Here is a 15,823-nt window from a genome sequence, read left to right on the forward strand (position 1 = left end):
AATGAAAAAATACAGGAATTTTGGGGGGAATCAAAATGGAGGGACGGCGGCTGACGGAGGGGAGCGCCTTTGGGACACTGGTGCGGTTCTCGCTCCCCTTTTTGCTGGCAAACATCCTGCAGGCCTGCTACGGGGCCTCGGACCTGTTCATGGTGGGGCGGTTTTCCGACTCGGTGGGGGTCTGCGCGGTGGCCACCGGCGGCCAGGTGATGCAGACCATCACCGGCCTCTCCATCGGCCTGACCGCGGGGGGGACGGTGCTCATCGGCCAGTACTACGGCGCCCGCCGGGGGCGGGAGGTGGCCAGCGCGGTCAAGACCATCTTCTGGGTGTTCGGGCTGCTCTCCCTGGCCCTCTGCGCCGCCACCCTGCTCCTCCTCGACCCCATCTGCAACTTGATGCAGGTGCCCGCCGAGGCCCTGGCCACCACCCGGCAGTACCTCTTTCTCTGCGCCCTGGGCATCCCCTTCATTGTGGGGTACAACGCCGTCAGCGGCATCCTGCGGGGGCTGGGGGACTCCCGCACCCCGCTGCTGCTCATCGCCCTGGCCTGTGTCATCAACGTCTCCACCGACGTGCTCTTTGTGGGGGTGATGCGCCAGGGGGCGGCCGGGGCCGCGGTCTCGACCGTCCTCGCCCAGGTGGCGAGCCTGGTGCTGGCCCTGTTCTACCTGGCCGGGCGGGGGCTGGTGCGCAAGTACCGGGGCGGCGCGCCCTGCTTCAAGCTGGTGGCGGCCAAACAGGTGCTGGCCACCGGGGCCCCCATCGCCCTGCAGGAGGGACTGGTCAACCTCTCCTTCCTCATCATCACCGCCATCCTCAACGGGCTGGGGCTGGTGGCGGCGGCCGCCGTGGGGGTGGTGGAGAAGCTGATCGCCTTCTCCATGCTTCCCACCACCGCCTTTGCCGCCGCCCTCTCGGCCATGACCGCCCAGCACCGGGGCGCGGGGATGATGGGGCGGGCCAAGCGCTGCCTCAAGATGGCCATCGCCCTCTCGCTGGTGTTCGGGGCAGGCTGTTTTCTGGCCGCCCAGTTACAGGCCCCAGCCCTGGTGGGGCTCTTCACCGGCGACCCCCGGGTGGTGGCGGCGGGGAGCGGCTACCTGCGGGCATACAGCGCCGACTGCATGGCCGTCTGCTTCGTCTTCTGTATGAACGCCTTTTTGAGCGGGGGCGGGCACCCGGTCTTCCCCCTGGTGCACAGCCTGCTCTCCACCTTTCTGGTGCGCATCCCCCTCTCCTTCTTCTTCTCCCGCAGCGGCAGGGGGAGCCTCACGCCGGTGGGCTTTGCCGCCCCCCTGGCCACCCTCTTCTCCCTGCTGCTCTGCCTGTGGTACATGAAAAAGGTCGCGTCTAGCGGTTTGGAAGGAGGGTCTGCAGCCGCACCAAGTCGCGGATAAAGGACTGGTTGGTGTGGGGTCCCGCCAGGGCCTCCACCGCCCGCTGGAGCCGAAGGGCCTTCGCCCTTCGGCTCCTATTCTGTTTGGCGTAGGCGGCGAAGTGGGGCAGGGACCGCTCCACCCGGCTGCGGTAGAGGGCGGGGGAGGCCGGGGCGACGGAGAGGGTGGCGACAAGGGTCTGCAAAGCCGGCAGGTCCCGGTAGAGGGGGGCCAGCTTTCTGCCCAGCCGGGACTGCTCGAGGGAGAGGAGGGTGATGTCGAAGATGAGGAAGGTGAGCATGGCCTCCAACAGGGGCGGCACCGCCCCTTCAGCCACCCCGTGCAGGGCGGCGGGGCTGCCCAGCAGGGCCGCCGCCAACAGGTTGCCCGAGAGCTTGAAGCCGGTGGCCAGCAGGCAGAGCAGCCCCATCCCGAAATAGAGGGCGGGCCGGTTGCGCAGGAGCAGGTGCAAAAAGAGCACCCAGAGCAAAAAGAGGAGGTAGCGGCAGGCGTAGGTCAGGTTGTCGGGGAGCTGGGCCACCCGCTGGCAGTACTCCGCCAACCCGGCGAGGCCGGTCCCCTCCCCCTGCAGGTACTCGAGGTAGGGCTGGTTTTGGCAGAGGAGGTAGGCCATCTCCTCCGCCCGCTGGGCGTACTGGCGGCAGAGTTCGGCCTGGGACACCGGCGACGCAAGCCCCAGGGGGGAAAGCAGGTCCAGGGGCACCCCGAAGCGCGCCTGGCTCTCCTCGCTGAAATAGGGGTTTTGCTCAAACTCTCCCCCGCTGGCGTAGAGGGCCAGCAGCCGGGGGCTGCTCTCCACCCGGCGGGCCAGGGCCGGGCCGGCCCAGCCCGAGAGGGCCAGGGCCAGCCAGAAGGCCAGGGCCGCCGCCAGTGCCTTTCCCAACCGCTTCATCCCCATCTCTCCCCTCCCGCGCCGCCGGACACGGCGCTTTTTAGTAGAGTATGGGGCGAGCGGGGGCAAAATAGTCCCCTTTTCACAGACCGCATCCCGCCGCAAAAAAGGGCCCCCGCACCGGTGTGTTCCGGTGCGGGGGCCCTTTTTCTGTCTCTTCGGCGGCCCCTTAGCGGCCGATGGCGGCGAGGATCTCCTCCCGGCGGGAGAGGTCGCAGGCCCGCACCTGCCGGCGCACCGCCAGCACCCGGCCCGGGGAGACCGAGAGCTCGTCGACCCCCAGGGCCAAAAAGGTCTCGGTGAGGGAAAGGTCGGCCCCCAGCTCCCCGCAGACGCCCACCCAGATGCCCGCCTGGTGGGCGCTCTCCACCACCCGGCGGATCAGCCGCAGGATGGCCTTGTGGTGGGGGTCGTAGAGGGACTCCAACTGGGCGTTCTGCCGGTCGATGGCCAGGGTGTACTGGGTGAGGTCGTTGGTGCCGATGCTGAAAAAGTCGACCTCCTGCGCCAACTCGTCGGCGATCAGGGCGGCGGCCGGGGTCTCGATCATGATGCCCAGGGGGATCCCCTCGTCGAACTTGACGCCCTGTTCCCGCAGTTCGGCCTTGAGCCCGTCGAGGAGGGCCTTGACCCGGCGCACCTCCTCCACCGAGATGACCATGGGGACCATGATGGCCAGGTTGCCGAAGGCGGAGGCGCAGAGGATGGCCCGCAGCTGGGTCTTGAACATCTCCTCCCGGTCGAGACAGAGGCGGATGGCCCGGTACCCCAGGGCGGGGTTTTCCTCTTTGGGGAGGTGGAAGTAGCCGATCTGCTTGTCGGCGCCGATGTCCAGGGTGCGGATGATGACCCGCCGCCCGGCGAGGATCTCGCCCGCGGCCTTGTAGGCGGCAAACTGCTCCCCCTCGGTGGGGTAATCGCTGTTTTCCAGGTAGAGGAACTCGCTGCGAAAGAGCCCCACCCCGCCGGCGTCGCTCTGCAGGGCCAGCCCCACGTCGGCGACGCTGCCCACGTTGGCAAACACGTCGATGTGCCGGCCGTCCTTGGTGACGTTTTCCTGCCCCCGCAGGGATTGCAGCAGCGCCTCGGCCTCCTCGTCCTCCCGCTGCTTTTGGCGCAGGGCGGCCAGGGTCTGCTCGTCGGGGTCCACCACCAGCTCGCCGGCGGCGCCGTCCACCGCGCAGAGGACCCCGTCGTAGCGGCGGTCGAGCCCTGCCCCCAGGCCGATGACGGCGGGGATCTGCATGGTCCGGGCGAGGATGGCGGTGTGGGAGTTGGAGGAGCCCTCGGCAGTGGCGAAGGCCAGCACCTTTTCCTTGTCAAGCTGCACCGTCTCGCTGGGGGTCAGGTCCCCGGCGGCGACGATGACCGGCTCCTCCCCGCCGATGAGGGCGTCGCCCTGGCCGGCGAGCACCCGCAGCAGCCGGTCGGAGACGTCCTTCACGTCGGCGGCACGGGCGCGCATGTACTCGTCGTCCATCTCGGAAAACATCTGGGAGAAGTTCTCCCCGGTGGCGGCCACGGCGTACTCGGCGTTGACCTTTTGGCGCTGGATGATGTCGGCGATGGACTCGCGGTAGTCCAGGTCCTCGAGCATCATCTGGTGGATCTCAAAGATCTGGGCGCCCGACTCCCCCACCTCGCCCACGGCCCGGTCGTGCAGCGCGCCCAGCTGCTGGGCCGCCGTCTGGGCCGCCGCCTCAAACCGGGCGAGCTCGGCCGCCGCGTCCGCAACGTGGCGGCGCTCCACCTGTTGGCGCCGGTTTTCGTAGAAGTGGAGCCGCCCGATGGCGACGCCGCCCGAGACGCCCTTTCCTTTGATGCGAATCACAGAGACCGCCCCTTTCTGTCCGCTAGAGATGTTCCGCCAAAAAGGCCTCCAGGGCCTTTGCCGCCTCGGCCTCGCCCTCGCCGTCGCAGGAGACGGTGATGGTCTCGCCCTGTTTGGCGGCCAGGCTCATGACGGCGAAAATGCGCTTGGCGTCGGCGGTCTTCTCCCCCTTTTGCAGGGTGATGGCGCAGGGGAACCCGGCCGCCTGTTTGACTAGCAGGCCCGCGGGGCGGGCGTGGATGCCGGACGCGTCGGTGATGGTGTAGGTGAATGTAGTCACGATCGATTCCTCCTTGTTTGGATGGTGGGTGGTCGGCGGGGGGTCAGTCCTCCCCGACGGGTTTCTTTAACAGGGCCAGCAGGAGCGTGCTCACCGCCGAGCCGATGGCCAGGGCCAGCAGGTACATGGGCCAGTTGTGCACCACCGGGATGACGAAGATGCCGCCGTGGGGGGCCGGCAGGGTGCAGCCGAAGAACATGCTCAGGCCGCCCGCCACCGCCGAGCCGATGGCGCAGGCGGGGATGACCCGCAGCGGGTCGGCCGCCGCAAAGGGGATGGCCCCCTCGGTGATGAAGGAGAGCCCCATGATGTAGTTGGTGAGACCGGACTGGCGCTCTTTGGCGGTGAAGCGGTTTTTAAAGAAGGTGGAGCAGAGGGCGATGGCCAGAGGGGGCACCATGCCGCCGATCATCACCGCCGCCATCGGCCCGGAGGAGATGGAGGCGCCGCTGGCCGTCAGCAGGGAGGCGGTGCCAAAGACATAGGCCGCCTTGTTGAAGGGGCCGCCCATGTCGATGGCCATCATGGCGGCCAGCACCACCCCCAACAGGATGCCGCTGGCCTCGCCCATGTTGATGAGGCCGTTTGAGATGGCGGCGTTGAGGGCGCTCACCGGCGGGTTGACCACAAAGGTGATGACAGCGCCGATGCCGAGGATGCCGAAGAAGGGGTAGAGAAGCACCGGCTTGAGCCCCTCCAGCGAGACGGGGAGTTTGTCGCAGAGCCATTTGAGGAGAAGCACCAGGTAGCCCGCGGCAAAGCCGGCGATCAGCGCCCCCAAGAAGCCCGAGCCCCCGGCGCTGGCCAGGGCGCCGCCCACAAAGCCCACGGCCAGCCCCGGCCGGTCGGCGATGGAGGAGGCGATGTAGCCCGCCAGGATGGGCAGCATGAAGCCGAAGGCCGCCTCCCCCACCGTCTTGAGGAAGTTTGCGAGCTGGGAGTTTTTGCCGAAGTTGGCCGGGTCGGCCCCGGGGGCGAGGAGAGTGTCGGCCAAAAAGGCCAGGGCGATGAGGATGCCGCCGCCGATGACGAAGGGCAGCATGTGGGAGACGCCGTTCATCAGGTGCTTGTAGACGGCGTGGCCCGCCCCCTCCCTGCCCTGGGACCGGGAGGGCTGCTGGCCGCCGCCCTGGGCGCGATAGAGGGGGGCCTTTTCCTCCAGCACCGCGGCGATGAGTTCGCCCGGCTTGGAGATGCCGTCGGCCACCCTGGTCTGCATCACCCGCTTGCCGTCAAAGCGCTCCATCGCCACCTGGGTGTCGGCGGCGACGATGACCCCCTTGGCCCCGGCGATCTCCTCGGGGGTGAGGACGTTTTTCGCCCCGCCGGAGCCGTTGGTCTCCACCTTGATGGAGACGCCCAGCTCGGCGGCCTTCTGCTCCAGCCCCTCGGCCGCCATATAGGTGTGGGCGATGCCGGTGGGGCAGGCGGTGACCGCCACGATCTGGTAGCCGGCGGCGGGGGCGGGTGACGGGGCTTCCCCCTCCGCCTTCTCCTCGTCGGCCTCGTCGATGATGCGCAAAAACTCCGCCGGGGTGGGGGCGGCGATCAGCTTTTGGCGGAACCCCTCGTCCATCAGGAGGACCGAGAGGCGGCCCAGCAGGTCCAGGTGGAAATTCTTGGCCTCCTCCGGGGCGGCGATCATGAAAAACAGGTGGGTGGGCTCCCCGTCGAGGGAGTCGTAATCCACCCCGTCCCGGGAGACCGCCGCCACCAGGGCCGCCCGCTTGACGGCGGCCACCTTGGCGTGGGGGATGGCCACCCCCTCGCCGATGCCGGTGGTCCCCTCCTCCTCGCGGGCCAGGATCTGGGCCTTATAGGCGGCCTTGTCGGCAAGGACCCCCAGACTGTCCATCCGCTCTACCAGCTCGTCGACGGCCTGGGCCTTGTCGGTGGCCTGAAAGTGCAGCGCGACCCCCTGCTCGCAAAGCAATTCGGTGATTCGCATATCTTCCCTACTCCTCTCTCAAAGGGGGGCGACCCCTCTTAAAACGATTCGATCCGCACCTGGGACGCCAGGCGCTCGGCCTCGGCCCCGGTGGCCAGGGTCTCGGAAAAGGCGGTGGCGCTGCCCGCGCCGACGGCCAGGGCGAAGGCGCGCCTGACGTCGCCCCCGCTTGCCAGCCAGCCGGCTAAAAACCCGGCCACCATCGAGTCCCCCGCCCCCACCGAGCCCTTGACCCGGCCCTGGGGGGCTGCGGCCCGAAAGCGGGCGCCCCCCTCGCTCACCAGGATGGCGCCGTCCCCCGCCATGGAGACGAGGACGTTTTGCGCCCCCCGCCGGCGCAGCTGCTCGGCGCAGGAGGCGATCTCCTCCGCCCCCGCCAGGGGCCTGCCGAAGATCTCGCCCAGCTCGTGGTTGTTGGGCTTGATGAGGAAGGGCCGGTAGGGCAGGGTCTCGCAGAGGAGGTCGCCGGTGGCGTCCACCGCGGCGCGGATCCCCCGGCCCTGAAGCCGCTTGAGGATGTTCTGGTAAATATCGTCCGGCAGGGCGGCGGGGATGCTGCCGGCCAGCACCAGGATGTCGCCCTCCTCCAGCTCGTCGAGGATGGCGTAGAGCCCCTCCAGCGCCTCGGGCCCGATCGGGGGGCCGAGGCCGTTGATCTCGCTCTCCTCCTCCGCCCGGACCTTGACGTTGATGCGGGAGAGGCCCGCGGGCAGGCGAATAAAGCGGGTGGCGCAGCGGCGGGCTTTCAGCCGGCGCTCGATCTCGTCGCCGGTGAAGCCGGAGACAAAGCCCAGGGCGGTGCTGGGGTAGCCCAGGTTTTGCAGCACCATCGAGACGTTGAGCCCCTTGCCCCCGGCGGCGAGGGTCTCGCCTGCCGCCCGGTTGACCCGGCCCAGCTCCAGCTTTTCGAGGGAGAGGGTGTAGTCCAGCGAGGGGTTGAAGGTAACGGTGTAAATCACAGGGTATCTACCTCCCAAACAGTGGTTTTCTCGGCATATCTCCTGTCGCCGAGGCGGGTGGTGACGATGGCGGCGTCGCCCAAATCGGCAAAGGTCACCGAGGAGAGCTTGCCGAACTTGCTGGGGTCGGCCAGCACAAAGGCCTCGCCGCAGTGCAGGAGGGCGGCCTCCTTGACCTGGGCCTCCCGCAGGTCGGGGGTGGAGAAGCCCCCCTGCAGTCCGATGCCGTTGGCCCCAAAAAAGCCCTTGGTGAAGTGGTAGCGGCCCAGGGCGGCCAGCGCCTCGCCGCCGACGATGCCGTCGGTCACGGCCCGCACCTCGCCCCCCAAGAGGACGGTGCGGCAGCCCTTTTGGGCCAGCTTTTGCGCGTGCACCACCCCGTTGGTGACGTAGACGGCCTCCCGCACCTGCAGGGCGTCCACCAGCATTTCGGTGGTGGTGCCCGCGTCGATGTAGCAGAAGTCGCTCCCGCCGATGAGCCCGGCGGCATAGGCGGCGATCCGCCGCTTCTCCCCGGTGTTCTGCCCGTGGCGGACGCTGACCTCGTCCTCGCTGGCGACATAGCTGTTTTCCAGCGCCGTGGCCCCCCCGTGCACCTTGATGAGTTTGCCCATCCTGTGCAGGGCGGTCAGGTCCCGGCGGACGGTGGACTCCGAACTCCCCAGCAGGGCGGTCAACTCGGCCACCGTGGCGCTGCCCCGCTGGGCCACCCACTGCAAGATCTCCCGGTAGCGCTCTTCCGTCAGCATCTCATTCCTCCCCCTTCTGTCGGGGCTTCCCCCGCTCTGTGCTCCCATCATATCACCAATATCAATCATATTCAATCATTTTTAATCAAATAATTGTTGTGTTTCTGACCGAATATGACTGTTTGCTTTTGTGAAATCTGCTCGACCCTCCCCTTTTCCCAGTCTTATAGGGGCTGAACGCCGTCGCGGAGGGCTGACTGATTTTGACTGTTTGTGAGAGAATGGTTGGATTTGACCGAATCCGCCAGGGGTGTTTTTTGAAAAGACGCCTGTTGGAACGTTTCCCCTTCCGGGCGGGTTTTATACAGAGAGGGAGAGCGGGCCCCGGCATCCAAGTGTGCCAGGGCCCGCTCTCTTTCTCTGCGCCGGGCGGCGCTATTCTTTTTTGGCGAGATAGGCTTTGAGGGCGAGGCCCAAGAAGCGGGCGCACCCCTCTTTGCCAAAGTGGCGGTCGGTGCCCTCGATATAGGCGGGGTTTGTCAGGTAGCACTCGGCCAAAAAGGGCCAGTACCCATCGCCCATGTCGGCGCCGCCGCTGGTGCGCTCACCCATGGCGACCCACTCGGCGACGGCCGCCTGCACCTCGGGCGAGGCGGGGTCTGCCTGCAAGTCACTCAGCATGCGGTGGGCGACGGCGTCCCCCTGGGCGACCAGTTCATCCACCTGGGAGGGCTCGACCGAGGGGCCGTTTTCCAGGTAGTTTTGAAAGGTCTCCCTCATGGCGGCCGCGTATCTCTCCATGCTGCCGTACTGCCGAAGCACCAGCGGGGCGATGTCCCCGCTGTGGGCTTTCAGCTCATCGAGCATCTCGTCGAAGGACGCGACGCTGCCGAAGCGCTCGACGATCTTCTCCAGGTGGGTCTCCTTGAATTCCGCCAACACGCGGAAGTACTCGCTCATGTCAAATTTGTCAAAGTCCAACCATGTCTCCCCCTTTGCCAGCCTGTCCAAAAGCTCCAACAGACCGTTGAGCCGGTCCCGTTTCATCTCGATGAGCTGCCGCTGTTTGGCGAAGGCGGCCGCCCGGTCAAAGGCGGGGTCCGCCAGAATGGCCTGGATCTCCCGCAGGGTGAAGTCCAGCTCCTTGAAAAACAGGATCTGCTGCAAGGTCTCCAACGCGGCCTCGTCGTAGAGGCGGTAGCCGGCCTCGCTGGTGGCGGTCGGTTTGAACAGGCCGATCTCGTCGTAAAATTGCAGGGTGCGCACGCTGACGCCGGTCAGCGAGGCGACCTGTTTGACGGTCATCACAGCTTGTGCTCCCTCCCTTTTTGTCGTGGTGGATGTTCGTTCTGCCGGCAGAGGGGGCGGCGGGGACCGCTGCCCTCTACGACTACTATACCCCCTCACGGTGCGTGAGGGTCAAGGGGGGAAATGGACTTTTTAAAAAAATTTCAGGCCCTACTGCAGGGCCATCAGCCCCGCGGCCAGTTCCTTGAAGATGGGGGCGGCCACAAAGCTGCCCTCGCCGCCGTTTTCGCAGAAGACCACCACCGTGTAGCGGGGGTTTTCCGCGGGGAAAAAGCCGGAGAAGTAGGCGTTGAGCTGCTCTTCCCCGTCCACAAAGACGCCGGTCTGGGCGGTGGCGGTCTTGCCGGCGATGGAGAGCCCCTCCACCTTGGCGCGGGTGCCGGTGCCGCCCTCCTCGGTCACCTGGAGCATGGCCTCCTTGACGGCGGCGGCGGTTTTCTCTGAAATCACCTGCCGGGCGGCGGCCGGCGCCTCGGCCCGCAGCTGGCCGTCCTGGTAGGTGCCGCGCAGCAGGGTGGGCTGCCGGTAGACGCCGTTTTGGGCAAAGACGTTGACCATGGCCGCCAACTGCACCGGGGTGGCCAGCAGTTTGCCCTGGCCGAAGGAGAAGTTCTCCATGTCCCCCTGCAGCAGCTGCTGGGCGGTGGGCAGGTTGCCGGCCGCAGCGGAGAGGCCGTCACAGAAGACCGTCTTTTTGCCAAACCCCATGTCCTTGGCCAGGGAGAGGAGGAACTCGTCCCCCATCTGCTGGGAGAGCTGGACAAAATAGCAGTTGCAGGACTTTTCAATGGCCCCAGCCATGTCCAGCTCGCCGTGGCCCTGCAGCTTGTGGCAGCGGTAGACGGTGTCCCCCACCGTCACCTGGCCATTGCAGGTAAAGCGGGTGTCGGGGGAGATGCCGCTCTCCACGGCGGCGGAGGCGGTGACCAGCTTGAAGGTCGAACCCACGGCGTAGGCCTCAAAGGCCTTGTTGACCAGGGGGGAGTGGGGGGCGTTCAGGCTGGCGGCCACGTTGGCCGGGTCGTAGGCGGGGAAGCTGGCGCAGCCCCGGATCTCGCCCGAGGCGCTGTCGAGAACGACGATGGCCCCCGACTCGATGGAGTGGTTCCCCACCTCCTCGCAGAGGGATTGGATGCGGCTGTCCAGCGTCAGCACCGGGCCGCGGTTGAGGTCGGGGTCGGACTCGCCAGTGATTTCTCCCGAGAGGAGGGGGGAGCCGGTGGCATCCACCCCAAAGGAGAGGGAGCGCTCGCCGCCCAGCTCCTCCAACTGGCTGTTGAGGGCCTTTTGCAGCCCCACTACGCCGCCGCTTTCATCGGTGTAGCCGATGATGTGGGGGGCCAACTGCCCCTCCCCCACCGGCTTTTGGTAGCGCACGGTGTAGCCCCCGGAAAAGTTGAGGGGCCCGGTGAGGCGGACCGAAAAGATTTTCCCCTTGGCCGCCATCTCCAGGGCGTAGTCCCGGTCGTCGGGGACGATTTTTTGCAGAATGGACTTGACCTGGCCGAAGTTTTTGGTCACCACCAGCTTGTACCCGGTCTCAGCGTTGGTGAGCCGCTGCAGGTTGCAGTCGAAGATGGTCCCCCGGTTCTGGGAGATGACCACCCGCCGGGTGGACTGGCTGCGGGCGGCCGAGACGATCTCCTCGTCCCGGCCGAGGGCGTAGATGCGCACCCCCAGCAGCACCGACACGGCCGCCAGCACCAGGGCCACCACCCGGGTGCGCTTTTGCAGTTTGGTTCGCTTTTCCCTCACGCGGCGCATAAAAAGACCGCCTCCCCTGTTTTTTTCCTTAGTATGGGCGGCGGTGCGGGGGGATAAACCCGAAAGCACATCTCCATTTTTCTGTGACAAAAGCACGGGAGGACCAATTTTTTGCACCATTTCACCAGTGGACTGAAGTATTTGCCCAAATCACTCACGAAAATTACTCTTTATCGACGGGCCGATCTGCGCTATTGTAGACTTGTACACCGAGAGGAAAGGAGCGGTCTTGCAATGGCGTTTACAATCAGGGCAATTGGGTACAAAGGGGCCGACATCGGCCTGACCACCCGCTTCCCCGCCGCCCTCTACGACCGGCTCTGCGCCCTCAAAAAGCGCACCGGCGTCTCCCTCAACTCCCTCCTCCTGCAAGCCGTCGAATACGCCCTGGACGACCTGCCGGAGGAGGACCCGCCGCACCCGCCGTGACGGGCCAAAAAAGCCGCCCTTTGTAGGGCGGCTTTTTTCTGCCTGCGGCCGTTCAGCTGTCGGCGTGCTTGAGGAATTCGAGGAAGGCAAAGACGATGGAGACCACGGTGAGGACGGCGACGATCAATTCAGACATGTTGTTGGCGTACTCGGCCTGCCCGGGGGACACCGCCCCCAGCACCAAAAAGTAAACGCACCAGATGAGTCCCAGCGCCAGCCCGAGAAAGGTGAGGTATTTGGCCACCCGGGCCGCCCGGGCCAGCACCTTTCGGGCCTGCGTCACCTGCTGCTGGGAATACCCTTTCTTGCGGCAGATGGCCTTGATCGCCCCTCCCAAAAAGCCCAGCACGATCCCGGCCGACACGGCGAGGCAGAACTGATAGAAGATGCCCATCCCCATTCCCCCTTCTCCCCGCCGGTCACACCGGCTTTTTTTCGATTGTAGCCCCCGCCCGGGCAAATGTCAAATAGCCGGACAAAAGCGGACCGGCATCTGACCACTGGCCGCCAGACGCCGGTCCGCTTGGAAAAGAGGGGGCTTTCAAAAGGAAGGGGGCAAGCCGTTAGGCTTTGACCTCGTTTTTCATGGTGTTGATGACGTCCTGCTCCATGCCAAAGGCGCTTTTCACCTTGACGGAGCCGCCGGTGATGCCCTCTTTGCACTGGGCGATGTAGTCCTGCACCTCTTTGGGGGTGTTTTGCCTGTAGAAGTCGTTTTCAGAGAGGCCGATGGCCCCCCGGGCAATGCCCCAGGTCTCGTTGGTGCCATACATCTCGGTCTCGCCGTTCATGGTCATCTTGGTCAGGTCGTAGATGGCCACGTCGTTGCGCTTTTGCATGGAGACCAGGATCAGGTCGGCGATCTCGGGCTTGCTCTCGATAAAGAAGTTGCGCTGGTCGGCGTCCACGCCGATGCCCCAGGTGCCCTCTTTGGTGCTCAGGGCCTCAAAGACGCCCAGCCCGGCGCCGCCGGCCACCTGGTGGATGATGTTGGCGCCGCTCTGCTCGATTTGCAGCAGGGCCAGCTCTTTGGCCTTGGGGGCGTTGGAGAAGTCGCCCACAAAGGAGATGGCGACCTTGCCACTGGGGTTGGCGTGCTTACTGCCCTCGATATAGCCCACCAAAAAGTCGTTGATGACCGTGTCCTCCCGACCGCCCACCCAGCCGATGACCCCGTTTTTGGACATCTTCTGGGCCAGGGCCGCCGCCAGGAAGTCGCCCTCGTTCTGGGCGTAGGTGATGCAGTAGACGTTGGGGTGCTCGGGCACCTTGCTGGGGTCGACGTCAAAGGCCACAAACTTGACGTCGGGGAACTCGGCGGCGTGCTTCTGCACGTACTCCAACCGCTCGCTGCCGGAGAGGAACACCAGGTCGTAGTTCTCGGCCGCGTCGAGGATGCTGGGCTCGATCTTCGCCTTGTCGGTGCCGTACTCAATGGTCTTGTAGGTCAGGCCAAACTCCTTGCCCGCCTTCACCAGCCCCTCGTTGGCGATGTCGGACATGGACTTGTCGCCCAGGTTGGCGGTGACATAGCAGATGCTCTCGATGTGCTTTTGCTGGCTGGAGCTCTCGTTCCCCGCCTCTTTTTTCTCCCCGCAGCCGGTCATCGTCGACCCCGCGAGAACGCTCAGCGCCAGCAGCGACGCCATCCATTTTTTCATGGTTTTCATATCCTCCCCATCTGTTTTTTGACCGTTTTCAGGCGCGATCGACGCCCAGTCAACTTGTATCTAAAACATAACATCAAGACAACAAGCTGTCAACACGGGGGCTCCATTTTCCCCCTTCTGCCAAAAGAGCAGGCCGTTTCTTTGTACATTTGTACTAAGTGTATGACAAGTTGCCCTGCAAGGGGGCCACGGCGGATCGCCGCGCAAAAAAAGGGCCCGGCAGATGCCGGGCCCGCTGGCCATTCGCTATTGTCGGCGGCTGCCCTCCCCCCACAGCTGCAGCCGCTGGATGTGGGGCATCACCACCCGCAGGGTGGAGCCGGTGACCACCCCCATTACCACGCCGGAGACCAGCAGCACCGGCAGGTAGTAAAAGGCGGCGGTGGTCTTGAGGAGGAGGACCGACATTCCGATCTGGCCCAGGTTGTGGCCGATGGAGCCGGTCATGGCCAGGGTCAATAGGTCCACCTTGCGGCTTTTTTTGAAGGCGCGGGAGAGGAGGACGACCCCCTCCATCGCCAGCACCGAGACCAGGCTGCCCGCCAAACTCATGCAGGCGGAGATGGCCCCCCGCATCAAAAAGGCCGAGAGCCCCTTGAGGGCGGTGAGGGTGAGGGCGCTGCGAAAGTCGAGGCAGAGCAGGCTGTACATCACCACGATGTTGGCCAGCCCCAGTTTGACCCCGGGGGGCATGGCCGGCAGCGGCGGGATGAGCCCCTCCAAAAAGGAGAGGACCAGGGAGACGGCAAAGAGGAGCCCCAACAGGGCGATCCGCCTGGTTTTCTGGTGCATGGTGCCGCTCCTTTCCCCCGGGCGCTACGCGTCGGCCAGGTGATAGTTTTCGTCGGTGAGGGCAAAGTCGTCCCTGATGTTGTCCGAGAGGTAGACCGCGCCGGTGGCGTCGACGGCGAGGAGGGAGAACTCCTCCCGGTCCAGGTTCTCCTTGACGCCGGAGAGCCCCTCCACAAAGAGGGCGGTGGACATGGCGTCGGCCAGGGCCCCGTCTTCGGAGATGACCGTCACCGACAGCAGGTCGGACTGGGCGGGCCAGCCGGTGGCGGGGTCGAAAATGTGGTGATAGCGCTGGCCGTCCACCTCGAAATACCGCTCGTAGGCGCCGGAGGTGGAGATCACCATCCCGTCGGCGTGGAGGGTGCCCAGGAGTTCGGTCCGGTCCTTGACCGGGGCGGACACCCCGATGTCAAAGGGCTTTCCCCCCGGCTGGTGGCCGACGGTGTAGACGTTCCCCCCGATGGAGAGGACCGCCGACTCGACCCCCTGCTGCTGGTAGACCTGCCCGGCCACCGCGCAGGCATACCCCTTGGCGATGGCCCCCAGATCCAGCTTCTGCCCCGGGCGGCGGAGCATCACCGTCCCCCGCTCCTCGTCCAGGAGGATGTCGCGGTAGTCCACCAGGGCCAGGGCCTGGTCGATCTCGCCCTGGGCGGGGACGCGTGGGTTTTTGCCGGTGATGTCCCAGAGGAGGGAGAGGGGGGCCACGGTGATGTCAAAGGCGCCGCCGCTCTCCTCGGAGAGGGCCTTGGCCCGGGCGATGAGGGTGAACACCTCAGCGTCCACCTCCACCGGCGCGATCCCCGCGTTTTGGTTGATGGCCTCGATTTGGGAGCCGTCTTTGTAGAGGGAATAGACCGACTCGAACTGGCGCAGCCGCTCGACCACGGCGGCGATCGCCTCTTCCCTGTGGGGGCCGTACACCGTCTGGCTGACAAAGGTGTTCATCAAAAAGTCGGTGCTGGAAGAGGAGGCCCGCCCCTCCTCGTACCAGCGGCCAAAGAGGAGGAGGGCCAGCAACAGGGCGGCCACCGCCACGGCCGCCGGCCAGCGCCTTGTCCGCTTTTTCACCGTTTCCACAAAACCCCTCCCCTTTCCGGCAAAACTGTCTATTTGCCATCCGATTTCTCTATTGTAATTGCCCAAAACTGCGGTGTCAACTCTCCCCCTCGAAAAGGGTTGTCGAACCTGCACAGAAAAGGGGGGATTTGCTCCCTTTCTCTCGATTGACAAATTGGATATAATAGGGTATATTAATAGTTAGCCCGGGAATGATAAATGGTGAGGTGCGCCTTTTGTCACAGCTTTCCGGTCTGTGTCCGTCCTCACGCCAGCGTCCGGGGGCGGCGCGCACCAGGTAAGTTTCTTTGCGCTGGAGAAAAGGAGAATATTATGAAGAAAGTGTTGTCCATTGCTATGGTCGCCATTCTCGCCCTCTCCGTTTTTGTTGGTTGCGGCAAATCCGCCTACAAAGACGGCACCTACAAGGCCCAGTACAGCGCTGCCGACGAGCACGGCTGGACCGAGTATGTCGAGGTCACCGTCAAAGACGGCAAGGTCACTGCCTGCACCGCCGACGCCACAAACGCCGCCGGGAAGAAGAAGTCTCAGGATGCCGATTACCGCGCCTCCATGGAGCCGGTCAACGGCAACTACCCCGAGAAGTTCTACAAGGACATCGCCACCCAGTACGTGGAGAAGCAGTCCGCCGAGAAGATGGCCGCTGTCGCCGGCGCCACCAACTCCTCCAACTCCATCAAGGTGCTGCTGGTCGAGCTGGAGAAGAGCATGAAAGAGGGCAAGACCGACACCGTCACCGTCACCGCTGCCTAAGTGCCGCTTTGACAGGCCAAAACAGAGC

Annotated in this window: 15 protein-coding genes; 3 read left to right on the forward strand and 12 right to left on the reverse strand. The window is 65.4% G+C overall.

Features of this window, described 5'->3' with window-relative positions; genetic code table 11:
* Window positions 1-35: 35 nt before the first annotated feature.
* Window positions 36-1,400 (forward strand): MATE family efflux transporter, encoded by a 1,365-nt coding sequence (locus tag ACTNAU_RS05555; RefSeq protein ID WP_216402324.1) that lies wholly within the window; start codon window positions 36-38, stop codon window positions 1,398-1,400.
* On the opposite strand, the gene ACTNAU_RS05560 is transcribed toward ACTNAU_RS05555, so the two are convergent.
* From ACTNAU_RS05560 to ACTNAU_RS05595, 8 genes are all read right to left on the reverse strand, one after another.
* Window positions 1,354-2,292, reverse strand: a complete 939-nt coding sequence (locus tag ACTNAU_RS05560; protein WP_441097818.1) for a hypothetical protein — start codon at window positions 2,290-2,292, stop codon at window positions 1,354-1,356. The genes ACTNAU_RS05555 and ACTNAU_RS05560 overlap by 47 nt on opposite strands.
* A 169-nt stretch (window positions 2,293-2,461) precedes the next feature.
* Window positions 2,462-4,123 (reverse strand): phosphoenolpyruvate--protein phosphotransferase, encoded by a 1,662-nt coding sequence (gene ptsP / locus ACTNAU_RS05565; RefSeq protein WP_441097819.1) that lies wholly within the window; start codon window positions 4,121-4,123, stop codon window positions 2,462-2,464.
* Between the two features lie 22 nt (window positions 4,124-4,145).
* Window positions 4,146-4,403 (reverse strand): HPr family phosphocarrier protein, encoded by a 258-nt coding sequence (locus tag ACTNAU_RS05570; RefSeq protein ID WP_216402321.1) that lies wholly within the window; start codon window positions 4,401-4,403, stop codon window positions 4,146-4,148.
* Window positions 4,404-4,446: 43 nt separating this feature from the next.
* Window positions 4,447-6,351: a PTS fructose transporter subunit IIABC gene (locus ACTNAU_RS05575; RefSeq protein ID WP_441097820.1), complete on the reverse strand. Its 1,905-nt coding sequence runs from the start codon at window positions 6,349-6,351 to the stop codon at window positions 4,447-4,449.
* Window positions 6,352-6,389: 38 nt separating this feature from the next.
* On the reverse strand, window positions 6,390-7,310 hold the full coding sequence (pfkB, locus tag ACTNAU_RS05580; protein WP_185916738.1) for a 1-phosphofructokinase: 921 nt from the start codon (window positions 7,308-7,310) through the stop codon (window positions 6,390-6,392).
* The gene (locus ACTNAU_RS05585) at window positions 7,307-8,059 is read right to left on the reverse strand and encodes a DeoR/GlpR family DNA-binding transcription regulator (protein WP_185916739.1); all 753 of its coding nucleotides are present in this window, start codon (window positions 8,057-8,059) and stop codon (window positions 7,307-7,309) included. The genes pfkB and ACTNAU_RS05585 overlap by 4 nt, the downstream gene beginning before the upstream one ends.
* Before the next feature lie 375 nt (window positions 8,060-8,434).
* Window positions 8,435-9,304 carry a MerR family transcriptional regulator gene (locus ACTNAU_RS05590; protein WP_441097846.1) on the reverse strand — a complete coding sequence of 290 codons (870 nt, stop codon included), beginning with the start codon at window positions 9,302-9,304 and terminating at the stop codon, window positions 8,435-8,437.
* A 153-nt stretch (window positions 9,305-9,457) separates the two neighbouring features.
* Window positions 9,458-11,071 carry a peptidoglycan D,D-transpeptidase FtsI family protein gene (locus ACTNAU_RS05595; protein ID WP_441097821.1) on the reverse strand — a complete coding sequence of 538 codons (1,614 nt, stop codon included), beginning with the start codon at window positions 11,069-11,071 and terminating at the stop codon, window positions 9,458-9,460.
* 234 nt (window positions 11,072-11,305) lie between these two features.
* Between ACTNAU_RS05595 and ACTNAU_RS05600 the strand changes: the two genes are divergently transcribed.
* Window positions 11,306-11,500 carry a hypothetical protein gene (locus ACTNAU_RS05600; protein WP_256136404.1) on the forward strand — a complete coding sequence of 65 codons (195 nt, stop codon included), beginning with the start codon at window positions 11,306-11,308 and terminating at the stop codon, window positions 11,498-11,500.
* A gap of 52 nt (window positions 11,501-11,552) precedes the next feature.
* On the opposite strand, the gene ACTNAU_RS05605 is transcribed toward ACTNAU_RS05600, so the two are convergent.
* From ACTNAU_RS05605 to ACTNAU_RS05620, 4 genes are all read right to left on the reverse strand, one after another.
* Window positions 11,553-11,894 (reverse strand): transporter, encoded by a 342-nt coding sequence (locus tag ACTNAU_RS05605; RefSeq protein WP_441097822.1) that lies wholly within the window; start codon window positions 11,892-11,894, stop codon window positions 11,553-11,555.
* Window positions 11,895-12,063: 169 nt separating this feature from the next.
* The gene (locus ACTNAU_RS05610) at window positions 12,064-13,170 is read right to left on the reverse strand and encodes a BMP family ABC transporter substrate-binding protein (RefSeq protein WP_441097823.1); all 1,107 of its coding nucleotides are present in this window, start codon (window positions 13,168-13,170) and stop codon (window positions 12,064-12,066) included.
* Between the two features lie 246 nt (window positions 13,171-13,416).
* Window positions 13,417-13,962 (reverse strand): Gx transporter family protein, encoded by a 546-nt coding sequence (locus tag ACTNAU_RS05615; protein WP_441097824.1) that lies wholly within the window; start codon window positions 13,960-13,962, stop codon window positions 13,417-13,419.
* Window positions 13,963-13,986: 24 nt separating this feature from the next.
* Window positions 13,987-15,042: an FAD:protein FMN transferase gene (locus ACTNAU_RS05620; RefSeq protein ID WP_441097825.1), complete on the reverse strand. Its 1,056-nt coding sequence runs from the start codon at window positions 15,040-15,042 to the stop codon at window positions 13,987-13,989.
* A 312-nt stretch (window positions 15,043-15,354) separates the two neighbouring features.
* Here ACTNAU_RS05620 and ACTNAU_RS05625 point away from each other — a divergent pair, with 312 nt between their 5' ends.
* The gene (locus tag ACTNAU_RS05625) at window positions 15,355-15,795 is read left to right on the forward strand and encodes an FMN-binding protein (RefSeq protein WP_185916747.1); all 441 of its coding nucleotides are present in this window, start codon (window positions 15,355-15,357) and stop codon (window positions 15,793-15,795) included.
* The last annotated feature ends 28 nt before the right edge of the window (window positions 15,796-15,823 follow it).

This window comes from Bittarella sp. HCP28S3_D9 (assembly GCF_052065655.1).
Lineage (GTDB): Bacteria > Bacillota > Clostridia > Oscillospirales > Ruminococcaceae > Bittarella > Bittarella massiliensis.

What these genes read in the sequence shown, in the direction of transcription:
- ACTNAU_RS05555 (WP_216402324.1), top strand. Translation starts at nt 36, where the DNA reads ATGGAGGGACGGCGGCTGACGGAGGGGAGCGCCTTTGGGACACTGGTG.
- ACTNAU_RS05595 (WP_441097821.1), bottom strand. Translation starts at nt 11,071, where the DNA reads ATGCGCCGCGTGAGGGAAAAGCGAACCAAACTGCAAAAGCGCACCCGG.
- ACTNAU_RS05600 (WP_256136404.1), top strand. Translation starts at nt 11,306, where the DNA reads ATGGCGTTTACAATCAGGGCAATTGGGTACAAAGGGGCCGACATCGGC.
- ACTNAU_RS05625 (WP_185916747.1), top strand. Translation starts at nt 15,355, where the DNA reads ATGAAGAAAGTGTTGTCCATTGCTATGGTCGCCATTCTCGCCCTCTCC.
- ACTNAU_RS05560 (WP_441097818.1), bottom strand. Translation starts at nt 2,292, where the DNA reads ATGAAGCGGTTGGGAAAGGCACTGGCGGCGGCCCTGGCCTTCTGGCTG.
- ACTNAU_RS05585 (WP_185916739.1), bottom strand. Translation starts at nt 8,059, where the DNA reads ATGCTGACGGAAGAGCGCTACCGGGAGATCTTGCAGTGGGTGGCCCAG.
- ACTNAU_RS05615 (WP_441097824.1), bottom strand. Translation starts at nt 13,962, where the DNA reads ATGCACCAGAAAACCAGGCGGATCGCCCTGTTGGGGCTCCTCTTTGCC.
- ACTNAU_RS05610 (WP_441097823.1), bottom strand. Translation starts at nt 13,170, where the DNA reads ATGAAAACCATGAAAAAATGGATGGCGTCGCTGCTGGCGCTGAGCGTT.
- ACTNAU_RS05605 (WP_441097822.1), bottom strand. Translation starts at nt 11,894, where the DNA reads ATGGGCATCTTCTATCAGTTCTGCCTCGCCGTGTCGGCCGGGATCGTG.
- ACTNAU_RS05575 (WP_441097820.1), bottom strand. Translation starts at nt 6,351, where the DNA reads ATGCGAATCACCGAATTGCTTTGCGAGCAGGGGGTCGCGCTGCACTTT.
- ACTNAU_RS05590 (WP_441097846.1), bottom strand. Translation starts at nt 9,304, where the DNA reads ATGACCGTCAAACAGGTCGCCTCGCTGACCGGCGTCAGCGTGCGCACC.